The following is a 19,860-nucleotide window of genomic DNA, read 5'->3' on the forward strand; positions in this document are numbered from 1 at the left end:
GTTCGCTGGCATCACCACCGCGCCGACGGGGTTCAACCACGTGTGGCCCGGGTCGGCGAGGGTTCGAGCAGTCGGACCTCACCCTGAGGTGCGGTTCACGCGACAGTCGAGGTCGTCACAGCCTTCGCGTTCGTCGTTACCCAGAAGCGCCTGACCATCGACGGCGACGACTTCTACCTGGATTGTCACGACGACGCGTTCGCCGAACGGGATACTCCAGGCGACCGGTCCGACGTCTACGGATGTCAGTGTGCCAGGTGCGGGCGTACGCGGCCGGCGAACCGTGGTGCACCCGCGATGGCGAGCCTCGTGGCCAGGTCGTCGGTCGTCGTCGGCGGGCTCTTCTTGCTGAGCGCCGCACGAGTGAACGACTCGACAACACCGTGACGGTGATCGGTGAGCAGCGCGCAGAGGAACTCATCCGAGGTGATCACCTCCACGTCCCGGCATGGAGCGGACGGCCCGCCGACGCGTTGGGCGGATCGGTCAGGACGCGGCGAGGGCGGCACGCGTGGCCTCGTCGGCCGGGTAGAACGCCTCGATCGCCAGCTCGGAGAGGGTGACCTCCCGCGGCGAGCCGAAGACCGTCGTGGTCGAGATGAAGGACAGCACGGTGCCGTCGGCGCCGCGCAGCTCCAACGGCACCACGAGCACCGCGGACCCGACCGGCTCCACCCCGCCGGCGGCCACCTCCGCGAGGAGCTCGCCGAGGACCGGGTCGCCGCTCGCGTCGTACTCACGCCGGAGCCGCTCGGCCAAGTGGGCGCGCCACTGGCCGAGATTGACGATCCGGGGCGCGAGGCCGCGCGGGTGGATCGAGAGCCGGATGACGTTGACCGGCGGCTCGAGGAGGTCGGCGTCCACGCCGCCGAGCAGGCCGTACGCCGCGTCGTTGGCCGTGACCAGCTCCCAGCGGCGGTCGACGACCAGCGCCGGGTAGGGATGGTGCGCCCGCAAGATGGCCTCCAGGGCGGCGTTCGCCTCAGCCATGGGCGGGTCGCAGAGCCGGTGCTCGGGGTGGATCGGCGCGTGGCCGGCGGCCAGCAGCACGTGGTTCTGCTCGCGCAACGGGACTTCCAGGTGGTCGCACAGCCGGGCGACCATCGCGGTGGTCGGCCGGGAGCGGCCGGTCTCGATGTAGCTGAGGTGGCGGGTGGAGACGTCGGCTCGGCTGGCGAGCTCGAGCTGGGAGAGGCGGCGACGCTGCCGCCACTCGCGGATCAGGGCTCCGGCGGGGGCGCTCATGCCGGCCAACCTAGGTGCTCCCCGGCGCCGGGGACATGACCTCGGAGGTCATCGACGCACCACACCCCGGGGCGCTGTGATCGGTGCACCACCGACGAGAGGAGTCCACCATGGACAGCACGCACCACAAGGCCTACGCCATCGCCTACCTGCGCAACGTCGACCTCGGCGACGCGATCGTCGAGTACCTGGAGCGCATCGACGAGACCCTTGCGCCGTACGGCGGCCGGTTCCTCGTCCACGGCGGCCGGCTGACGCCGATCGAGGGCACCTGGGACGGCGACGTCGTGGTCATCGAGTTCCCCGACGCCGCGTCGGCCGGGGCGTGGTACGAGTCGCCCGGCTACCAGGCGATCCTGCTGTTGCGCACCGAGCACTCCGAGTCGATCGCCTGCCTGGTCGAGGGCGTCCCGGCCAACTACCGCGCCGTGGACAAGCTCGCCGAGCTGCTGACGCCCTGACCGCCCGTCGCCGGTGATCAGCGCCAGGTCGACCGGGACGAGCTCAGCCGCACCCGGACCGACCACTCCGCAGCACCCACGAGGCGCGCGAGAGAGCACCCGGCGTACCGAAGGCGCGAGCGCAGCACCCGCGTAGCCGGCGCCTGCGACCGATGGCCCTTCCCCAGCCAGTCCTAGAACCCGACCCCAAAGCCGATCAGAACAATTGACGAAAGCTCCAGGCTGGCCTTGGTCTTCCTTGTGGAGCCTACGAGACTCGAACTCGCAACCCCCTGCTTGCAAAGCAGGTGCGCTACCAATTGCGCCAAGGCCCCGTGCGGGGCCGGGCCCCGACGAGTGAGCGTCAGGCGCGCTCGACCGGGTCGGTCGCCTCGGCCCAGAGCGCCTGCTCCTTCTTGCCCTCGTCGAGCTTGCGCTTGACGACGACCACGGCGCCGACCACGAGCAGGAGGGACAGGATCTTCTTCATGGTGGCTCCCTTGGTGGCGGGTGGAAGAGTGCCGGATGGTGGGCCTAACAGGACTTGAACCTGTGACCTCTTCCTTATCAGGGAAGCGCTCTAACCGTCTGAGCTATAGGCCCTCGAACCGAGGGGGAACACTACCGGACCCCCTCGGACGGCGACAAAACGGCTACCGCTCGTCCTCGGCGAGAGTGAGCTCGACGCCGCCGAGCAGGGCCGCGGCCATGTTGTAGAGGAAGGCGCCCAGGGTCGCGATCGCGGTGATCAGGATGACGTCGACCACGGCCACGAGCATCGTGAAGCCCATGACACGCGACATCCCGACGTACTTCTCGACGTCCCAGTTGGCCGCGTCCTGGCCGCCGACCACGTCGCGGACGGTGTCGTTGATCGAGTCCCAGACGCCGGCGGCCGCGAGCACGGACCAGATGATGAAGACCGACACGACGGTGACGACACCGAAGGCGATCGCGAGCAGGAACGACGTCTTCATGACCGACCACGGGTCGATCCGGGTCAGGCGGAGCCGTGCTCGGCGCGGAGGTCGTTTGCCCGGCCCGGCCGCCTTCGTGGCGACCTTGGTCGAATCCGGCTGCGCGTTGGCGCGGTGCTCGTCGGTCGCGTTCGCGAGCTTCGCCGAGATCCGGTCGCCCAGAGGCGCGCGTACGGCGGTGTCCTGGCCGTCGGTCATCAGCCGTCACTCTCCCGGTCGGTCTCGGGCCCCGTCGGTCTCGGGCTCGGTCGTCTCGATTGTTGCATCCGTACCCTCATCCGACGATTCGGGAACGTCGGAGGTTGCCTCGTCGAGGGCATCTTCCTCGTCCCGCGCGTCGACCGAGCGGGCCACGACGGCGACGGAGTCGCCCGCCTTCGGCGTCACGAACTTCACGCCCTGGGTGGAGCGCCCGGTCGGGCGGAAGTCGGCGTTGATCGGGCTGCGCACGACCTGGCCGTTCTGCGTGATCGAGAGGACCTCGTCGCCCTCCTCGACGATGAACGCGCCGACGAGCTGGCCGCGGTCCTCGTTCGTGAGCGCCATCGCCTTGATGCCGAGGCCGCCACGGTTGGTGGTGCGGTACTCCGAGATCCGGCTGCGCTTGGCGTAGCCGCCGTCGGTGATCGTGAAGACGTACTGCTCCTGCACACCCGGCAGGTCGCCCGGCTCGGTCGACTCGCCCGCCGCCTCCGCGCGGGCCTCGGCGGCCTCCTCGGCCGCGACCTGCTCGGCGCGGATCACCGACATCGACAGGACCGAGTCGTCCGCGGTGCGGAACTTCATGCCGGTGACGCCGGACGTCGCACGTCCCATCGGTCGCAGCTGCCCGTCCTCGGCCTGGAACCGGATCGCCGAGCCCTTGCGGGACACCAGCAGGATGTCGTCCTCGGCGTTGACCAGCTCCGCGCCGATCAGCTCGTCGTCGTCCTCGCGGAAGTTGATCGCGATGACGCCGGCCTGGCGCGGGCTGTTGTAGTCGCCGAGCCGGGTCTTCTTGACCAGGCCGTTGCGGGTCGCGAGCACGAGGTACGGCGCCTGCTCGTAGTCGCGGATCGCCAACACCTGCGCGATGCTCTCGTCGGGCTGGAAGGACAGCAGCCCGGCGACGTGCCCGCCCTTCGCGTCGCGCGACGCCTCCGGCAGGTTGTAGGCCTTGGTCCGGTAGACCCGGCCGGCCGTGGTGAAGAACAGCAGCCAGTGGTGGTTGGTGGTCGCGATGAAGTGCTCGACCACGTCGTCGCCGCGCAGGGTCGCGCCGCGCACGCCCTTGCCGCCGCGCTTCTGGGTGCGGTACTGGTCGGCCCGGGTGCGCTTCGCGTAGCCGCCGCGGGTGATGGAGACGACCAGCTCCTCGTCCGGGATCAGGTCCTCCATCGAGAGGTCGCCGTCGGCCGCGATGATCTGCGTGCGCCGGTCGTCGCCGTACTTCTCGACGATCTCGTCGAGCTCGTCGGAGACGATCTGCCGCTGCCGCGCCTCGTTGGCGAGGATGTCCTCGAGGTCGGCGATGACCTCCTCGAGCTCGGCCAGGCGGTCGATGATCCTCTGGCGCTGCAGGGCGGCGAGCTGCCGCAGCTGCATCTGCAGGATCGCGTCGGCCTGGACCTCGTCGATCTCCAGCAGCTCGATCAGGCCCTCGCGCGCCTCCGCGACGTCGGGGGAGCGGCGGATCAGCGCGATGACCTCGTCGAGCATGTCGAGGGCCTTCACGTAGCCGCGGTAGATGTGCGCCTGACGCTCGGCCTCCGCGAGGCGATAGCGGGTACGCCGCTGGATGACCTCGATCTGGTGCGCGACCCAGTTCGCGATGAACTGGTCGATGGTCAGCGTCCGCGGGACGCCGTCGACCAGCGCGAGCATATTCGCGCTGAAGTTGGTCTGCAGCTCGGTGTGCTTGAGCAGGTTGTTGAGCACGACCCGTGCGACCGCGTCGCGCTTGAGCACGACGACCAGGCGCTGACCGGTGCGCGACGAGGTGTCGTCGCGGACGTCGGAGATGCCCTGCACCTTGCCGGAGTCGGCGAGCTCGGCGATCTTCAGCGCCAGGTTGTCCGGGTTGACCATGTAGGGCAGCTCGGTGATGACCAGGCAGGTGCGGCCCTTGCTGTCCTCGTCGACCTCGATCACGGCGCGCTGGGTGATGGAGCCGCGGCCGGTGCGGTAGGTCTGCTCGATGCCCTGGCGGCCGACGATCAGCGCCGCGTTCGGGAAGTCGGGGCCCTTGATCCGCTCGATGAGCGCGTCCTGGAGCTCCTCGCGGGCGGCGTCGGGGTGCTCCAGACACCACTTCGCGCCGTCCGCGACCTCACGCAGGTTGTGCGGCGGGATGTTGGTCGCCATGCCGACCGCGATGCCGGCCGAGCCGTTGACCAGCAGGTTCGGGAACCGCGCCGGCAGGATCGTCGGCTCCTGCGAGCGACCGTCGTAGTTGGGCTGGAAGTCGACGGTGTCCTCGTCGATGTCCCGCACCATCTCCATGGCCAGCGGGGCCATCCGGCACTCGGTGTACCGCATCGCCGCGGCCGGGTCGTTGCCCGGCGATCCGAAGTTGCCCTGCCCGTGGATCAGCGGCGCGCGCATCACCCACGGCTGCGCGAGGCGGACCAGGGTGTCGTAGATCGCGCTGTCGCCGTGCGGGTGGTACTGACCCATCACGTCGCCGACCACGCGCGAACACTTCGAGAACCCGCGGTCGGGCCGGTAGCCGCCGTCGTACATCGCGTAGAGCACCCGCCGGTGCACCGGCTTGAGCCCGTCGCGTACGTCGGGCAGCGCGCGGCCGACGATGACCGCCATCGCGTAGTCGATGTACGCGCGCTGCATCGAGGTCTGCAGCTCGATCGGCTCGATCCGGCCGCCGCCACCGCCGGTCGTGGGTGTCTCAGTCACCTGTCTGGCTCTCTCTCGTCGCCTCTACCGGAATCTGGGAACGTCGCGAGACGACTAGATATCCAGGAATCGGACGTCCTTGGCGTTGCGCTGGATGAAGGACCGGCGCTGCTCGACGTCCTCGCCCATGAGGATCGAGAAGATCTCATCCGCATGGGCCGCGTCGTCGAGGGTCACCTGCAGCATCAGCCGCTGGTCGGGGTCCATCGTGGTCTCCCACAGCTCGTCGGCGTTCATCTCGCCGAGGCCCTTGTAGCGCTGGACCGGGTTCTCCCTCGGCAGCCTCTTGCCCGCCTCCTGGCCGGCCCGCATCAGCGCGTCGCGCTCCGCGTCGGAGTAGACGAACTCGTGCTCGGCCGGCTTGTTCCACCGCAGCCGGTAGAGCGGGGGCTGCGCCATGTAGACGTAGCCGCCCTCGATCAGCGGCTTCATGAAGCGGAACAGCAGCGTCAGCAGGAGCGTGTTGATGTGGTGGCCGTCGACGTCGGCGTCGGCCATCAGCACGACCTTGTGGTAGCGCAGCTTGTCGATGTCGAACTCTTCGTGGATGCCGGTGCCGAGCGCGGAGATGATCGCCTGCACCTCCTGGTTGCCCAGGACCTTGTCGATGCGCGCCTTCTCGACGTTCAGGATCTTGCCGCGGATCGGCAGGATCGCCTGCACGCGCGGGTCGCGGCCGGACTTGGCCGAGCCACCCGCGGAGTCGCCCTCGACGATGAAGACCTCGCACTCGCCCGGGTTGGTCGACTGGCAGTCGGCGAGCTTGCCGGGGAGCCCGCCGCCGCCGAGCAAGCCCTTGCGGCTGCGGGCCAGGTCGCGCGCCTTGCGCGCGGCGATCCGGGCGGTCGCCGCGGCCTGAGCCCGGCGCACGATGTCCTTGCCCTCACCCGGGTTCTGCTCGAGCCAGGCACCGAGCTGGTCGTTGACGATGCGCTGCACGAAGCCCTTGGCCTCGGTGTTGCCCAGCTTGGTCTTGGTCTGGCCCTCGAACTGCGGCTCACCCAGCTTGATCGAGATGATCGCCGTCAGGCCCTCGCGGATGTCGTCGCCCGACACCCGGTCCTCCTGCTTCTTCATCAGGCCCCACTCGAAGCCCCAGTTGTTGACCAGGGAGGTCAGCGCCGCACGGAAGCCCTCCTCGTGGGTCCCGCCCTCGTGGGTGTTGATGGTGTTGGCGAAGGTGTGCACCGACTCGGTGAACGAGGTGTTCCACTGCATCGCGACCTCGAGGCTCATGTGGCTCTCGGACACGTCCGGGGTCTCTGCCTCGAAGGAGATGACCGAGGGGTTGGCCGCCTGCTTCTTGCGGTTGATGTGCTCGACGAAGTCGACCAGGCCGCGGTCGTACTTGAAGACCTGCTCGATGCCGCCGCCCTCGCCGCGCTTGATGCCGTCGGGACGGTTCGTGTCGACGTCGTCGGCGACGGTGTCGTCCTCGACGGCGTCCGCGATCTCGTCGGCCTGCGGGCGCTCGTCGCGCACCACGATCTCCAGCCCCTTGTTGAGGAAGGCGTACTCGCGGATCCGCGAGGTGATCGTCTCGAGGTTGTACGCCGTGGTCTCGAAGACGTCGGGGGAGGCGTAGAACGTGATCGAGGTACCGGTGCGCTCGCCGTCCGCCAGCGCGCGCACCTCCTCGAGCTCACCGTCCGGTACGCCGACGGTGAAGGTCTGGCGCCACAGGTGGCCGCGGTTCCTCACCTCGGCGACCACCGTGGACGACAGCGCGTTGACGACCGAGACGCCGACGCCGTGGAGGCCGCCGGAGACCTTGTAGCCGCCGCCACCGAACTTGCCGCCGGCGTGGAGGACCGTGAGCGCGAGCGTGATCGCCGGCAGCTCCTGACCGGGCGCGGTGTCGGTCGGGATGCCGCGCCCGTTGTCCTCGACCCGGATGCCGCCGTCGGCCTGGAGGGTGAGGACGATCCGGTCGCAGTAGCCGGCGAGAGCCTCGTCGACCGCGTTGTCCACGATCTCCCAGATCAGGTGGTGCAGGCCGCGCTCGCCGGTGGAGCCGATGTACATGCCGGGCCGCTTGCGGACGGCCTCGAGGCCCTCGAGGACCTGGATCGCGGAGGCGTCGTACTGCACCTCGTCGTTGTCGCTCACGGGACCTCTTCTGCTGCTCTTGACATGGCGATGGCCGCTGCGCGAGGGCTGGGCGGCCAACGGCCATACTACCCGGCAGAAGGCCGCATTCCACGGGTCACGTGTCCGCGCGGGGGTGTCTGTGGAGGAGATCGCGGCCAGAGAGGCTCCTGAGCGCCGGCACGAGCGCCGAACAGGGGTGCGGACGGGCCCCCGTACGCCGAACCGCCTGCCAGTTCGTCTCGATCAGCCGTAGGTGTCGCGCGGCCCCCGGCCGTCGCGGACCGACCGCGGGCCCTTCTTCCAGGTCGGCAGGTGCGGGCCCTGGACGTCGATCGCGGTGACCGTCCCGTGGCCGAGCTCCTCGTTGAGCCGCCGCACGACGGTGGGGGCGAGCAGCCGCAGCTGCGTCGCCCAGGCGGTCGAGTCGGTGCGCACCACCAGGCGGCCCTCGGCGAACGACTCGGGGGTGCAGTGCTGGGCCACCTCGTCTCCGACCAGCTCGCCCCAGCGACCGAAGACGCCGTGCACCCGGAGCTCAAGGCCCCAGCCGTGGTCCTCCACCAGCCGGCCGAGCGTCGCGTCGAGCAACTGCGGGTCGCGGTCGTCGGGGTGCGCGCCCGAGACCCGCCCGCGTCGGGGTGCGTCCTTCCCGCGCTGCTTCGTGCGCGCCGCCGGCGTCGACTTCGCGGTCGCGCGGGTCAGTGACTTGGCCAGGTCCAGGCCGTCGTCCCGGTGCTCCTGCCCGGTCTCGTCACTGCTCACGGACCACCTCGCCGTTCGCCACGGCGTAGCGCGTGCCGGCCAGCGCCTCGGGTACGTCGGTGCCGACCGCCGCGGTGACCAGCACCTGCTCCGCGCCGGCGACCAGGTCCGCGAGCTGGCCGCGGCGCTCGGTGTCGAGCTCGGCGAACACGTCGTCGAGGATGAGGATCGGGTCGTCGCCGTCCGCGCGGAGCAGGTCGTACGACGCCAGCCGGAGCGCCAGCGCGAACGACCAGGACTCCCCGTGCGAGGCGTACCCCTTCACCGGCAGGTCGCCGAGCGTCAGCAGCAGCTCGTCGCGGTGGGGTCCGACGAGCGAGACGCCCCGGTCGAGCTCGTCGTCGCGTCGGGCCTCGACCTCGGCGAGCAGCGCCCCGGTCAGGTCCTCGCGCCCAGTCCTCCCGCCGAGGTCGAAGGACGGCCTGTACTCGACGTCGGCGTCGTCGCGGGTGGCACCGCGCGCGACCGTCTCGTACGCCTTGCCGACGTAGGGCCGCAGCGCGTCGACGAGCGCGATCCGCTCGGCGAGCAGTTCGGCGCCGGTGCGCGCGAGGTGCGCGTCCCACACGCCGAGCGTCTCGAGACTGCCCTTGCTCATCCGGGCGGTCTTGAGCAGCGAGTTGCGCTGCCGCAGCACTCGGTCGTAGTCGGCGCGGACGCCGGCCAGCCGCGGCGCGCGCAGCACGAGCAGGTCGTCGAGGAGCCTGCGCCGGTCGCCGGGGTCGCCCTTGACCAGGGTCAGGTCCTCCGGCGAGAACACCACGGTCCGCACCAGCCCGATGATCTCGCGCGCGCGGGGGAGCGGCGACCGGTTGATCCGCGCGCGGTTGGACCTGCCGGGGTTGAGCTCCACCTCGAGTACGGCGGTGCGCCCGTCGCGCACGACGGCGGCCCGCACCACGGCCCGGTCGGCGCCGGCCCGCACCAGGGGCGCGTCGCTGGCGACCCGGTGGCTGGCCAGCCGGGAGAGGTAGTCGATCGCCTCGACCAGGTTCGTCTTGCCCTGCCCGTTGCGCCCGATGAACGCGGTCGCACCCGGCTCGAGCGCGACCTCGGCCGCGGCGTACGACCGGAAGTCGTGGAGGGTCAGGTGCGAGACGTACACGCGTCGACCGGCTAGGGCTTGGCGTCGCCGCCGACGGGCGGCTCGGTGCGGACGGCGTGGCCGCCGAACTGGTTGCGCATCGCCGCGATCGCCTTCATCGCGGGGCTGTCGTCCTGACGCGAGGTGAACCGTGCGAAGAGCGAGGCCGCGATCACGTGCATCGGGACGGCGTTGTCGATCGCGGCCTCGACGGTCCACCGGCCCTCGCCCGAGTCGTCGGCGTAGCCGGCGATCTTGTCGAGGTGGACGTCCTCCTCGAGCGCCGCGACCAGGAGGTCGAGCAGCCACGAGCGGATGACGGTGCCGGAGCGCCACGAGTCGAAGACCTCGGTGACGTTGTCGACGAGGTCGACCTTCTCCAGCAGCTCCCAGCCCTCGGCGTAGCTCTGCATGATCGCGTACTCGATGCCGTTGTGGACCATCTTCGCGAAGTGGCCCGCGCCCGGCCGCTTGCCGGCGTGCACGAACCCGCCCTCGTCGGGCTTGAGTGCGTCGAGGGCGGGCTGCACCTTGGCGACGTCCTCGTCGGAGCCGCCGCACATCAGCGCGTAGCCGTTCTTCAGGCCCCAGACGCCTCCGGAGACACCGCAGTCGACGAACCCGATGCCCTTCTCGGCCAGCATCTCGGCGTTCGCCTGGTCGTCGGTCCACTTGGAGTTGCCGCCGTCGACGACGAGGTCGCCCTCGCCGAGCAGATCGCCGAGCTCGCGGATGGTCTCGCGGGTCGGGTCGCCCGCCGGCACCATCACCCATACGACCTTGGGCGAGGGGAGCCGCTCGACCATCGCGGCCAGGCTGTCCGCGTCCGCCAGATCGGGGTCGCGGTCGTAGCCGACCACCGTGTGCCCCGCATCGCGGAGCCGGGTGCGCATGTTGCCGCCCATCTTGCCGAGACCGACGAGTCCGATGTCCATAGGTCTCAGCGTAGGCGCGTGGGCGATGGGTCAGGAGAGCAGGCGGCGCGGCATGAGCAGATAGCGGAACGGCGCCGCCTCCTCGCCGTCATCCGGCTGGCCGCTGATGACCACCGGCTTCGAGGCCTGCGTGAACGCCAACTCGACCACGGCCTGGTCGATGGCGGTGAGGCCGTCGAGGAGGAACTGCGGGTTGAAGCCCGTCGTGATGTCCTCGCCGGTGATGCTCGCCTCGATCGACTCCGAGGCCTGCGCCTCGTCGCCGGACCCTGCGTCGAGAGTGAGGACGCCGTCGCTGAACGCCAGTTGGACGGCGGTGTTGCGCTCGGCGACCAGGGCCACACGCTTCACGGACTCGATCAGCGCGGCCTTGTCGACCAGCGCGGTGGTCTGGTGCTCGCTGGGGAACAGGCTGCGCACCTTGGGGAACTCGCCGTCCAGCAGGCGGGTCGTCGTGCGGCGTACGCCGCCAGCCGCCTGGCCCTCGAACCCGATGATGCCCTCGCCGGTGCCGCTGGTCGCAAGGGCGATCGTCACCTCGCCGCCGGCCGTGAGCGACTTCGCGGTGTCGCCGAGGACCCGGGCCGGGACCAGCGCTGCGGCCGACTCGTCGGGGGTGCGCGGACTCCAGTCCAGCTCGCGGTGCGAGAGGCGGAACCGGTCGGTGGCCAGCAGCGAGATGGTCGCGCCGTCGATCTCGATGCGGACGCCGGTCAGCACCGGCAGCATGTCGTCTCGGCCGGCCGCGGTCACCGCCTGGGCCACGGCATGCGCGAAGGACTCCGCATCGACGGTGCCGGTCGCGGCCGGCATGTCCGGCAGCGACGGGTAGTCCTCGACCGGCATCGTCTGGAGGCTGAACCGCGCCGAGCCGCAAGTCAGCGAGACGCGGGCGCCGTCGAGCACCATGTCGACCGGCTTGTCCGGGAGCGACCGACAGATGTCGGCGAGCAGCCGGCCACTGACCAGGGCCTTGCCCTCGTCGCTGACCTGCGCGGCGAGCGTGGCCCGTGCGGAGGTCTCGTAGTCGAAGGTGGACAGCACCAGGCCGTCGTCGCTGGCCTGGACGAGGAGGCCGGCCAGCACCGGCACGCTGGGACGGACCGGGAGGCTGCGGGCGGCCCAGGCGACGGCATCGGCGAGCACGTCGCGCTCGACGCGGAACTTCACGGTGGTTCCTTCGGGTCGGTCGAACTACGAGAACTTGGGAAAGTCGTGGGATGCGCATCCTGCCACGCGCGGCCCAACGGCGGGAGTCGTCCCCAGGAAGGGCGCGGAGTGGATGTTGCCCGGGGGTCGGGATATCTGGAGGTAGGTGGGAGTCGTAGCGTCGGTGGACACTGTGGAGAACTCGTGTTCTCGCAGGTCAGCTGGGCGGGAGGACGTGCACAGCCTTGTGGAGCGACAGCTGAGGTACTCGCCGCCGCTGTGGAGTGAGCGGCGGCGCCGGCACGGACCCTGTCGTTCGTCCACAGCTTGTCCCGGGCCGGAGGGAGACGAACCACAAGTCCTCCACAACGTGTGATCCGCGCGTGGTCAGCCCTGGCGGGCGTGCATCTTGATCCGGTTGGTGAGCTCGGAGACCTGGTTGAAGACCGCGCGGCGCTCGGCGAGCAGCTGGTTGATCTTCCGGTCGGCGTACATCACCGTCGTGTGGTCGCGGTTGCCGAATTGCGCGCCGATCTTCGGCAGCGACAGGTCGGTGAGCTCCCGGCACAGGTACATCGCGATCTGGCGGGCCATCACCAGGTGCCGCCCTCGGCTCGGGCCGGTGAGCTCCTCGATGGAGAGGCCGAAGTACGCCGCGGTCTGCGCGATGATCAGCGCCGCGGTGATCTCGGGCTCGCCGCCCTCGGGGATCAGGTCCTTGAGCACGATCTCGGCCAGGGTCATGTCGACCTCCTGGCGGTTGAGGTTGGCGAACGCCGTCACGCGGATCAGCGCGCCCTCGAGTTCGCGGATGTTGGTCTGGATCTTGCTCGCGATGAACTCCAGCACGTCCGGGGGCGCGGTGAGGCGGTCCATCGCGGCCTTCTTGCGCAGGATCGCGATGCGGGTCTCGAGGTCGGGCGGCTGCACGTCGGTGATCAGGCCCCACTCGAAGCGATTGCGCAGCCGGTCCTCCAGCGCCTCGAGCCGCTTGGGCGCGCGGTCGGAGGTCAGCACGATCTGCTTGTTGGCGTTGTGGAGGGTGTTGAACGTGTGGAAGAACTCCTCCTGGGTCTGGGTCTTGCCCTCCAGGAACTGGATGTCGTCGATCAGCAGGACGTCGACGTCGCGGTAGCGGCGTTTGAACCGATCCTGCCGGTCGTCGCGGATCGCGTTGATGAACTCGTTGGTGAACTCCTCGCTCGACACGTAGCGCACCTTGGCGCCGGTGTAGAGCGAGCGCACGTAGTGGCCGATCGCGTGCAGCAGGTGGGTCTTGCCGAGTCCGGAGTCGCCGTAGACGAGCAGCGGGTTGTACGCCTTGCCCGGCGCCTCCGCGACCGCGACGGCGGCCGCGTGGGGGAAGCGGTTGGACGAGCCGATCACGAAGGTCTCGAACGTGTACTTCGGGTTGAGCCGGGTCTCGAGCGCGGTCGGGCGCTTGGCGTCACCGGCGGGACCGGCCTCGGCCGGCGGCGCGGCCACTGGAGGCGCCGCCGCCACTTTTGGCGACATATCTATATGTCGTTCTGTTGCCTCGTCGGCCACGGGCGCCGGCTCGGGCGGGGCGACCTCCGTGAGCTCCTCGAGCTGGGGGTTCACGGTGACCGCGATCCGGATCTCGCGGCCGAAGCGGAGCGTGAGCGCGTCCTCGAGCTGGCCGCGCAGCCGGCCCTCGAGCTGGCTGCGGGTGAAGTCGTTGGGCACCGCGACGATCGCGGTGCTCTCGTGGAGGGTGACCGGTTCGCTCGCGCGCAGCCAGGCCCGCTGGTTGGGCTGCAGGTCGTCGACGACACCGCGCCAGGCGACGCCGAGGTCGGGGCCGAGGTCCGAGGTTCCTTGCTCCACCGTTCCCACTCTCCGTGCACTGCTCGCCGCTTCTGCGTCCACAACTTTGTCCACAGGTTGTGAACCCGACCTCCTCCTTGTGGAGAGAGCCGGCACGAGTCCTCCCGGCAGCCGGTCCGAGCCGGTGTTTCTGCAGGCCAGCCCCCCTGTCCCCGCATCGTGACGCGGGTCACACGAAGGGCAGTCCCGGACCGATGCACAGGTGGCGGGGAACCTCGTTACCGGCGAACGTAACAAGCGCGACCGGGCCGCGGCAACCCGTCATCCACAGGTTCGGTGACGCCGGGTCAGTGCCGGTTTGACCCTGTGGATTCGCAGCGCGTACCGTTGCTCGGTCACCCGGTGTCGACCGGTGCCGCATGTCCACGACGGCGCAGCTGTCGCGGCAGCTCTGCACGATCGAGCGTGGGTGCGCGGTGCCAGCCGAAAGGCCCAGCATCGTGCCGCTCCGGCCCGGCGTGGCTGCCCTGACAACACCATGGAGAGAAGCTCGTGAGCAAGCGTACGTACCAGCCGAACAACCGCCGCCGGCACAAGGTGCATGGTTTCCGCCTGCGCATGCGCACCCGTGCCGGTCGCGCCATCTTGTCCTCGCGCCGCCGCAAGGGCCGCAAGAGCCTCGCCGTCTGACGACGGTCGACCAGGCCGGATCCGGGCCAGCCGCGTGCTGTCCTCGACCCACCGCCTCACCGACGGTGCGTCGTTCCGCGAGGCGGTCCGAACGGGCCGCCGCAGCGGTGCGCGCACCGTCGTGGTGCATCTGGCACCGGGCAGTGACGCAGGGACCGCACGGGTCGGCTTCGTGGTCAGCAAGGCCGTGGGAGACGCCGTCACCCGTAATCGTGTGAAGCGCCGGCTGCGACACCTCGCCCGGGAGCACGTCTCGTCGCTCCCGGGCTCCGCCGTGCTCGTGGTCCGGGCGCTGCCGGCGGCCGCGACCGCCACCTCCGCGGAACTCGGCGCCGACCTGACACGTTGCCTCCGACGAGCGTTGGACGCCGTCGGCCCGGAGGTGAACGCGTGAGGTACGACCCGCTGCGCTGGCTGCTGATCGGCCTCCTGCGCGCCTACCGGCTGCTGATCAGCCCGCTCTACGGCCAGGTCTGCCGCTACCACCCGTCGTGCTCGGCGTATGCCCTCGAGGCGGTCACCGAGCGCGGCAGCATCGTGGGCTTCTGGCTGACCGTGCGGCGCCTGGGTCGGTGCCATCCGTGGGCCCGCGGTGGCTACGACCCGGTGCCCCGGCGCACGACCTCGACCGAGACTTCCCGCGTGAGCGCGGGCTCACCTCCCTCACCTCAGCAAGGAGCCTGACCCGGTGGACTTCCTCCTCGACATCGGCGGCCTGATCATGACGCCGCTGTACTACGCCATCTCGGCGATCCTGGTCGCGTGGCACACGGTCCTCACGACCCTCGGCATGGATCCGGACGGCGGTAGCACCTGGGTGCTGTCGATCATCGGCCTGACGCTGGTCGTCCGGGCGCTGCTGATCCCGCTGTTCGTGCGGCAGATCAAGGCCAGCCGGAACATGCAACTGATCCAGCCGAAGGTGAAGGAGCTGCAGAAGAAGTACGGCCACGACCGGGAGCGCCTCGCCCAGGAGACGATGAAGCTCTACCGGGAGAGCGGCACCAACCCGTTCTCGTCGTGCCTGCCCATCCTGATCCAGATGCCGATCTTCCTGGCGCTGTTCCGGCTGCTCGACAAGTACGCCGCGGCCGAGGAGGGGAAGGCGTTCTTGTCGCCGGACCTGGCGACCAGCTTCGGCGATGCGAAGCTGTTCGGCTCGATCCCGATCACGGATACCTTCTTGCGGTCCGAGGGACTGGTGTCCGTGCAGGTCCTCGCCGCGCTCCTGGTCGTGGCGATGACCGCGACCACCTTCACCACCCAGCGCCAGCTGATGAGCAAGAACATGCCGCCCGACGCGCTGACGGGCCCCTACGCCCAGCAGCAGAAGCTGCTGCTCTACGTGCTGCCGGTCGTGTTCGCCGTCGGCGGCATCGCGTTCCCGATCGGTGTCCTCTTCTACTGGACGACCTCGAACCTGTGGACGATGGGCCAGCAGTTCTACGTGATCCGGAACAACCCGGCTCCGGGCACGGCGGCCGAGACGGCGAAGAAGGAGCGCGACGCGGCCAAGGCGGCCCGCAAGGGGCAGCCTGCGGAGGTCGAGGCGCCCGAGCCGGAGGCCGAGCCGGAGCGCCGGCCGCAGCAGCGCCAGCAGCCCAAGAAGCAGTCGCGTCAGCAACGCAAGAAGTCCGGTGGGCCCAAGCCCGCCCCGAAGCCGAAGCCCGAGGGAGGCACCAGTGACTGAGGACGCCGTGACCGACGTGGAGACCGTGGAGACGGAGGTGGAGGCGCAGGGGACCGAGGAGTCCGGTGGGGTCTCCCGGATCGAGCAGCTCGAGCGCGAGGGCGACATCGCCGCCGACTACCTCGAGGAGCTCCTCGACATCGCCGACCTGGACGGCGACCTGGACATGGACGTCGACGGTGATCGGGCCGCGGTCTCCATCGTCGGTGCGGACCTCTCGCAGCTGGTGGGCGCCAGGGGCGAGGTCCTCGACGCGCTCCAGGAGCTGACCCGGCTCGCCGTTTACCGGGAGATCGGGGAGCGCTCACGACTGATGCTCGACATCTCGGGCTTCCGGGCGCAGAAGCGCGAGGAGCTGGTGAAGTTGGCCGGGGAGATCGTCGCTCGGGTGCGGGAGACCGGCTCGCCGGCCGCCCTGGAGCCGATGTCGCCGTTCGAGCGCAAGGTCGTGCACGACGCGGTGGCCGCCGCCGGCCTGACCTCGGAGTCCGAGGGCGTGGAGCCGCGTCGGCACGTGGTGGTCCTGCCCGCGTGATGGCATGAGCGGTGTTTCACGTGAAACGCCCTCCGCGCCCGACGAGGCACGGAGGGTGTTTGCGTCCGAGCTGATGCCGCTCGCCGAGCGGTATGCCGAGCTGCTGGCCACCGAGGGGGTCGTCCGTGGCGTGATCGGTCCACGCGAGGCGCCGCGGCTGTGGGAACGGCACCTGGTCAACTGCGGGCTGCTCGCCGACCTGATGCCTCCGGAGAGCTCGGTCTGCGACATCGGCTCCGGTGCGGGACTGCCCGGCGTGGTGCTGGCGATCGCGCGACCCGACCTGCGGGTGACCCTGGTGGAGCCGCTGCTGCGTCGCACGACCTTCCTGGAGGAGGTGGTCGCCGAGCTCGGGCTGGACCATGTCGAGGTGGTCCGTGGTCGGGCGGACGTCCTCCATGGCGAGCGCCGGTTCGACGTGGTCACCGCGCGCGCCGTCGCGCCGCTGGGCAGGCTGCTCGCCTGGTCGATGCCGTTGGTCGCACCGACCGGGGCACTCGTCGCGATGAAGGGGGCGGCGGTCGCCGAGGAGGTGGCCGCCGCCCGGCTGGAGCTCGACCGGTGGGGCTGCGCCGAGCCGGAGGTCGTGGTGCTGGGGGATGGCCGGGACTTCTCCACAACTGTCGCGCTCCGGGTGGTCTGGGCCGATCCGGGGCGGGTATCTTGGCCGCTTGCGGTACCGCCGAGTGGCGGACGATCGAAGCGGCGTGCCGGTCGCAGGCGCGCGACATCGAACCGGAGGGGACGGGCGTGACCGAGTTTTCCACCGGTGGCGGACCCTCCGCTGAGCGTGGTTTTCCACAGACGGGCGGCACTCCTCCACAGGATGACGACGGCAGCTCGACCTCCGGTGTTTCACGTGAAACCGGCTTCGCGGTGCGCACCGCCGAGGACATCGCGGTCGCCGCGCCGGACTTCGCCGGGCAGGATCTCGGGGCCGACCACGCGACGCCGCTGGCCCGGGCCGCGGAGCACACCGTCCTGGCCCGGCACGGGGCCCGGATGCGGCCACCGATGGAGCGCCCGGAGTCGACCCGGATCTTCGTCGTCGCGAACCAGAAGGGCGGCGTAGGCAAGACCACGTCGACCGTGAATGTCGCCGCGGCGCTCGCCCAGCTCGGACAGAAGGTCCTCGTCGTCGACCTGGACCCGCAGGGCAACGCCTCGACCGCGCTCGGGGTCGAGCACCGTCGCGGTGTGCCCTCGACGTACGACGCTCTGGTCGAGGGGGTGCCCCTCGCCGAGGTGATCAGCCCCAGCCCCGAGGCCGACGACCTGTACGTCGTCCCGGCGACGATCGACCTGGCCGGAGCCGAGATCGAGCTGGTGTCGGTGGTCGCCCGGGAGAGCCGGCTGCGCAAGGCCATCCACGCTCATCCGCAGGTGGGCTCCGCCGCCGAGGCGGGGGAGGACCGGTTCGACTACGTCCTGGTGGACTGCCCACCCTCGCTCGGTCTGCTGACGCTCAACGCGCTCGTGGCCGGCAACGAGATGCTGATCCCGATCCAGGCGGAGTACTACGCCCTCGAGGGGCTCGGCCAGTTGATCGAGACCGTCGAGATGGTCCGGGCGCACCTCAACCAGAGCCTGGAGATCTCGACCATCCTGGTCACCATGTACGACGCCCGTACCCGGCTCGCCGCCGGCGTCGCGGACGAGGTGCGCGAGCACTTCGGGGGTCAGGTCCTCAGGACCACGATCCCGCGCTCGGTACGGGTCTCGGAGGCCCCCTCCTACGGCCAGACCGTGATGACCTACGATCCCGGGTCGCCGGGCGCGCTCTCCTACCTGGAAGCGGCGCGCGAGATCGCGACCAAGGGGGCCCTGTCATGAACGCCGCCGGCCGGCCGCCGCAGCGACGCGGGCTGGGCCGGGGGCTGGGCGCGCTGATCCCGACCGGTCCGGCCACGGACCAGGCGCCGGCGGCGTCCACCGCGGGCGCCGGCACGGCGACCGACGAGCTCGCTGCGGTGGCGGGTGCCTACTTCGCCGAGGTGCCGATCGACCAGATCCTGCCGAACCGGGTGCAGCCGCGCCAGGTCTTCGACGAGGAGGCGATGGTCGAGCTGGTCCACTCGATCCGCGAGATCGGCGTGCTCCAGCCCGTCGTCGTGCGCAGGCACGGCCCGGAGGACTACGAGCTGGTCATGGGCGAGCGCCGCTGGCGCGCCTCCCGGGAGGCCGGCCTGGAGGTGATCCCGGCGATCGTCCGGGAGACCGACGACGTGGACATGCTCCGCGACGCCCTCCTGGAGAACCTGCACCGCTCCCAGCTCAACCCGCTGGAGGAGGCCGCCGCGTACCGGCAGATGCTCGACGACTTCGGCTGCACCCACGAGGAGCTCGCCGGGCGGATCGGCCGCTCCCGGCCGCAGATCAGCAACACGCTCCGGCTGCTCAAGCTGACCCCGGCCGTCCAGCGGCGCGTGGCCGCCGGAGTGCTCTCGGCCGGCCACGCCCGCGCCCTGCTGGCGGTCGACGACTCGGACCGCCAGGACCGGCTCGCCCAGCGGGTGGTCGCCGAGGGCATCAGCGTGCGCGGCCTCGAGGAGATCGTGGCGCTCCGCGACGGCGGGCCACCCACGCGGCGGGCCGCCCGGCCCAAGCCGTTCGCCCCGGGACTGGTGGACCTGGCCGACCGGCTCTCGGACCGGCTCGAGACCCGGGTGAAGGTCGACCTCGGCAAGAGCAAGGGCAAGATCACCGTCGAGTTCGCCTCGCTGGACGACCTCCGGCGGATCGTCGACATCATGGACCCGCGCAACCGGAGCGACCGGCCGATCTAGCGACGAGACGGTAGAGAGATAAGTCGACAAAGAGACCTGTCGTCCTATCGGCCGCGGCGACGCTCCTTCTCCTCGGCGTCCAGGCGGAGCGCCTCGGCGGGTGTGGGCGCGCCGCCGCCGTACGACGCGGGGAGCCACCACGAACCGGGCGGCTGCTCGTCGGCGGGGTACTCCCGGATCGTCCGGTCCAGCAGCTCGGCCATCGTGGCGCGCAATTGCGCTGTTTGGGCAACCGGGTCCGAAGCGGTCGGCTGCAGCGGCGCGCCGACGGTGAGGGAGATGGTCCGGCCGCGGGAGAGGTCGCGGGGGTGGTCCTTGGTCAGCATCCGCTGGGTGCCCCACATGACGACCGGGACCAGCGGCACGCCGGCCTCGGCCGCGATCCGGACGGCTCCCGTCTTGAATTCCTTGAGCTCCATGGACCGGGAGATGGTGGCCTCGGGGAAGATGCCGACGGCCTCGCCGGCGCGGAGGTACTCGACCGCGGTCCGGTACGACGCCTCGCCGGCGCCGCGGTCGACCTCGATGTGGTGCATCGAGCGCATCAGCGGCCCGACGTACCGGTGCGCGAACAGCTCGCGCTTGGCCATGAACCGGACCAGGCGCCCCGAGGGGTTGGCGGCCAGGCCGCCGTAGACGAAGTCGACGTAGCCGATGTGGTTGTAGGCGAGCAGCACGCCGCCGGACCGGGGGACGTGCTCGGCGCCGGTGATCCGGATGTCCTGGCCGAGCAGGCGGAACGCGGTCTTGGCCGCGAGGATGACTGGAGGGTAGGCGAGGTCGCGCATGCGCAGGG

The 19,860-nt window shown here is 70.5% G+C and carries 21 protein-coding genes and 2 tRNA genes; 9 read left to right on the forward strand and 14 right to left on the reverse strand.

All coding sequences use genetic code 11. The features are described from left to right. Nucleotides 1-245: 245 nt before the first annotated feature. Entirely contained in the window at nt 246-434 is a 189-nt protein-coding gene (locus tag ACYVKX_RS06240; RefSeq protein WP_460829881.1) for a hypothetical protein, read from the reverse strand. A 52-nt stretch (nt 435-486) separates the two neighbouring features. Further along, nucleotides 487-1,245: a helix-turn-helix domain-containing protein gene (locus ACYVKX_RS06245; protein WP_460829882.1), complete on the reverse strand. Its 759-nt coding sequence runs from the start codon at nt 1,243-1,245 to the stop codon at nt 487-489. A 110-nt stretch (nt 1,246-1,355) separates the two neighbouring features. Between ACYVKX_RS06245 and ACYVKX_RS06250 the strand changes: the two genes are divergently transcribed. Then, nucleotides 1,356-1,706, forward strand: coding sequence for a DUF1330 domain-containing protein (locus ACYVKX_RS06250; RefSeq protein WP_460829883.1), 351 nt, complete (start codon nt 1,356-1,358; stop codon nt 1,704-1,706). 241 nt (nt 1,707-1,947) lie between these two features. On the opposite strand, the gene ACYVKX_RS06255 is transcribed toward ACYVKX_RS06250, so the two are convergent. From ACYVKX_RS06255 to dnaA, 11 genes are all read right to left on the reverse strand, one after another. Further along, nucleotides 1,948-2,020, reverse strand: a tRNA-Ala gene (locus tag ACYVKX_RS06255). A 29-nt stretch (nt 2,021-2,049) separates the two neighbouring features. Further along, nucleotides 2,050-2,175, reverse strand: coding sequence for a DLW-39 family protein (locus ACYVKX_RS06260; RefSeq protein WP_460829884.1), 126 nt, complete (start codon nt 2,173-2,175; stop codon nt 2,050-2,052). Nucleotides 2,176-2,211: 36 nt separating this feature from the next. Beyond that, nucleotides 2,212-2,288: transfer RNA gene (locus ACYVKX_RS06265), tRNA-Ile, on the reverse strand. 50 nt (nt 2,289-2,338) lie between these two features. After that, complete coding sequence (locus ACYVKX_RS06270; protein WP_460829885.1) at nt 2,339-2,860, reverse strand: DUF3566 domain-containing protein; 522 nt, start codon at nt 2,858-2,860, stop codon at nt 2,339-2,341. Nucleotides 2,861-2,866: 6 nt separating this feature from the next. Further along, nucleotides 2,867-5,554 (reverse strand): DNA gyrase subunit A, encoded by a 2,688-nt coding sequence (gene gyrA, locus ACYVKX_RS06275; protein WP_460829886.1) that lies wholly within the window; start codon nt 5,552-5,554, stop codon nt 2,867-2,869. A 54-nt stretch (nt 5,555-5,608) separates the two neighbouring features. Next, nucleotides 5,609-7,663 carry a DNA topoisomerase (ATP-hydrolyzing) subunit B gene (gyrB, locus tag ACYVKX_RS06280; protein WP_460829887.1) on the reverse strand — a complete coding sequence of 685 codons (2,055 nt, stop codon included), beginning with the start codon at nt 7,661-7,663 and terminating at the stop codon, nt 5,609-5,611. A 225-nt stretch (nt 7,664-7,888) separates the two neighbouring features. Next, nucleotides 7,889-8,407 carry a DciA family protein gene (locus ACYVKX_RS06285; RefSeq protein WP_460829888.1) on the reverse strand — a complete coding sequence of 173 codons (519 nt, stop codon included), beginning with the start codon at nt 8,405-8,407 and terminating at the stop codon, nt 7,889-7,891. Then, nucleotides 8,397-9,512 (reverse strand): DNA replication/repair protein RecF, encoded by a 1,116-nt coding sequence (recF, locus tag ACYVKX_RS06290; RefSeq protein WP_460829889.1) that lies wholly within the window; start codon nt 9,510-9,512, stop codon nt 8,397-8,399. Before recF ends, ACYVKX_RS06285 begins: the two co-directional genes overlap by 11 nt. Before the next feature lie 11 nt (nt 9,513-9,523). Then, nucleotides 9,524-10,426, reverse strand: a complete 903-nt coding sequence (gene gnd, locus ACYVKX_RS06295; protein WP_460829890.1) for a phosphogluconate dehydrogenase (NAD(+)-dependent, decarboxylating) — start codon at nt 10,424-10,426, stop codon at nt 9,524-9,526. A 30-nt stretch (nt 10,427-10,456) separates the two neighbouring features. Continuing rightward, the gene (gene dnaN / locus ACYVKX_RS06300; protein ID WP_460829891.1) at nt 10,457-11,596 is read right to left on the reverse strand and encodes a DNA polymerase III subunit beta; all 1,140 of its coding nucleotides are present in this window, start codon (nt 11,594-11,596) and stop codon (nt 10,457-10,459) included. A 366-nt stretch (nt 11,597-11,962) separates the two neighbouring features. Beyond that, nucleotides 11,963-13,432 (reverse strand): chromosomal replication initiator protein DnaA, encoded by a 1,470-nt coding sequence (dnaA, locus tag ACYVKX_RS06305; protein WP_460829892.1) that lies wholly within the window; start codon nt 13,430-13,432, stop codon nt 11,963-11,965. A gap of 483 nt (nt 13,433-13,915) precedes the next feature. Here dnaA and rpmH point away from each other — a divergent pair, with 483 nt between their 5' ends. From rpmH to ACYVKX_RS06345, 8 genes are all read left to right on the forward strand, one after another. Beyond that, on the forward strand, nt 13,916-14,053 hold the full coding sequence (gene rpmH / locus ACYVKX_RS06310; protein ID WP_011758123.1) for a 50S ribosomal protein L34: 138 nt from the start codon (nt 13,916-13,918) through the stop codon (nt 14,051-14,053). A 34-nt stretch (nt 14,054-14,087) separates the two neighbouring features. Next, the gene (rnpA, locus tag ACYVKX_RS06315; RefSeq protein WP_460829893.1) at nt 14,088-14,447 is read left to right on the forward strand and encodes a ribonuclease P protein component; all 360 of its coding nucleotides are present in this window, start codon (nt 14,088-14,090) and stop codon (nt 14,445-14,447) included. Continuing rightward, complete coding sequence (gene yidD, locus ACYVKX_RS06320) at nt 14,444-14,737, forward strand: membrane protein insertion efficiency factor YidD (protein WP_460829894.1); 294 nt, start codon at nt 14,444-14,446, stop codon at nt 14,735-14,737. The genes rnpA and yidD overlap by 4 nt, the downstream gene beginning before the upstream one ends. A gap of 37 nt (nt 14,738-14,774) precedes the next feature. Continuing rightward, complete coding sequence (gene yidC / locus ACYVKX_RS06325) at nt 14,775-15,743, forward strand: membrane protein insertase YidC (protein WP_460830104.1); 969 nt, start codon at nt 14,775-14,777, stop codon at nt 15,741-15,743. A gap of 37 nt (nt 15,744-15,780) precedes the next feature. Beyond that, nucleotides 15,781-16,278: a Jag family protein gene (locus ACYVKX_RS06330; protein WP_460830108.1), complete on the forward strand. Its 498-nt coding sequence runs from the start codon at nt 15,781-15,783 to the stop codon at nt 16,276-16,278. Nucleotides 16,279-16,333: 55 nt separating this feature from the next. After that, nucleotides 16,334-17,032 (forward strand): 16S rRNA (guanine(527)-N(7))-methyltransferase RsmG, encoded by a 699-nt coding sequence (rsmG, locus tag ACYVKX_RS06335; protein ID WP_460829895.1) that lies wholly within the window; start codon nt 16,334-16,336, stop codon nt 17,030-17,032. A 122-nt stretch (nt 17,033-17,154) separates the two neighbouring features. Beyond that, nucleotides 17,155-18,111 carry a ParA family protein gene (locus ACYVKX_RS06340; protein WP_460829896.1) on the forward strand — a complete coding sequence of 319 codons (957 nt, stop codon included), beginning with the start codon at nt 17,155-17,157 and terminating at the stop codon, nt 18,109-18,111. Beyond that, a complete protein-coding gene (locus tag ACYVKX_RS06345; protein ID WP_460829897.1) occupies nt 18,108-19,064 on the forward strand; it encodes a ParB/RepB/Spo0J family partition protein in 957 nt (318 codons plus the stop codon). The genes ACYVKX_RS06340 and ACYVKX_RS06345 overlap by 4 nt, the downstream gene beginning before the upstream one ends. A gap of 44 nt (nt 19,065-19,108) precedes the next feature. Here ACYVKX_RS06345 and ACYVKX_RS06350 read toward each other — a convergent pair whose 3' ends face one another. Continuing rightward, nucleotides 19,109-19,852, reverse strand: coding sequence for a lysophospholipid acyltransferase family protein (locus tag ACYVKX_RS06350; RefSeq protein ID WP_460829898.1), 744 nt, complete (start codon nt 19,850-19,852; stop codon nt 19,109-19,111). Between the last annotated feature and the right edge of the window lie 8 nt (nt 19,853-19,860).

It is taken from the genome of Nocardioides hungaricus (genome assembly GCF_054782915.1).

Excerpts from the sequence above, each read along its gene's own strand:
- ACYVKX_RS06345 (WP_460829897.1), top strand. The coding sequence starts at position 18,108 with ATGAACGCCGCCGGCCGGCCGCCGCAGCGACGCGGGCTGGGCCGGGGG.
- ACYVKX_RS06270 (WP_460829885.1), bottom strand. The coding sequence starts at position 2,860 with ATGACCGACGGCCAGGACACCGCCGTACGCGCGCCTCTGGGCGACCGG.
- yidC (WP_460830104.1), top strand. The coding sequence starts at position 14,775 with ATGACGCCGCTGTACTACGCCATCTCGGCGATCCTGGTCGCGTGGCAC.
- ACYVKX_RS06250 (WP_460829883.1), top strand. The coding sequence starts at position 1,356 with ATGGACAGCACGCACCACAAGGCCTACGCCATCGCCTACCTGCGCAAC.
- ACYVKX_RS06260 (WP_460829884.1), bottom strand. The coding sequence starts at position 2,175 with ATGAAGAAGATCCTGTCCCTCCTGCTCGTGGTCGGCGCCGTGGTCGTC.
- ACYVKX_RS06245 (WP_460829882.1), bottom strand. The coding sequence starts at position 1,245 with ATGAGCGCCCCCGCCGGAGCCCTGATCCGCGAGTGGCGGCAGCGTCGC.
- gnd (WP_460829890.1), bottom strand. The coding sequence starts at position 10,426 with ATGGACATCGGACTCGTCGGTCTCGGCAAGATGGGCGGCAACATGCGC.
- ACYVKX_RS06350 (WP_460829898.1), bottom strand. The coding sequence starts at position 19,852 with ATGCGCGACCTCGCCTACCCTCCAGTCATCCTCGCGGCCAAGACCGCG.